General features: G+C 67.9%; 1 protein-coding gene. It reads right to left on the bottom strand.

The features are described from left to right. On the bottom strand, positions 1–437 hold a 437-nt coding region (locus UK23_RS44745), incomplete at its 3' end, for a lytic polysaccharide monooxygenase (RefSeq protein WP_045317929.1). Positions 438–524 lie beyond the last annotated feature (87 nt).

The raw sequence follows: 524 nt of genomic DNA, 5'->3' as shown, positions 1-524 counted from the left end.
TCCTTGGTGACGTACTGCTCCCAGGTGCCGGGGTGCGGCGCCCACGCGTTGTACCGGAACGTCACCGTCTGGTTGGCCGTGAGGTTGGTGACCGGCCAGTCGGCGCGGGCGAGGTTGTAGGCGTCGTACTTCGTGGTGGGGCCGCAGAGGTGACCGTCCGGGATGATCTCCCGGTGCCGTCCGGCCGCGTTGCTGATCAGGTTGCCGAACCAGTCCCACAACGGCTGCTTCCCGCCCTGCGCGACCGCCGCGACGCACGCGGGGTTGGTGGGCTGGATGTCACCGCCACCGCTGCCGGCACGACCGTCCTCGTAACAGAGGTAGGTGCGGCTGCCGGGCCACGTCATCGAACCGTGTGCGACGGCCGTGCCGCCGGTGTTCACCAGGACCGCGGCCGTGCAGGCGACCACGGTGAAGAGTGCTAGTCGTTTCCTCATCTCGGGTGACTCCTCAGCCGAAGAGCTCGGTGTGCAGGGAAAATGCGGTGGCGATCTCGGTCTGGGCCCAGAACCGGTGGTAGGTGA

It is taken from the genome of Lentzea aerocolonigenes (assembly GCF_000955955.1).
GTDB classification, from domain to species: Bacteria; Actinomycetota; Actinomycetes; order Mycobacteriales; family Pseudonocardiaceae; genus Lentzea; species Lentzea aerocolonigenes_A.
The sequence above is the reverse complement of the archived record's forward strand: the minus strand, read 5'-3'. Positions and strand labels throughout refer to the sequence as shown.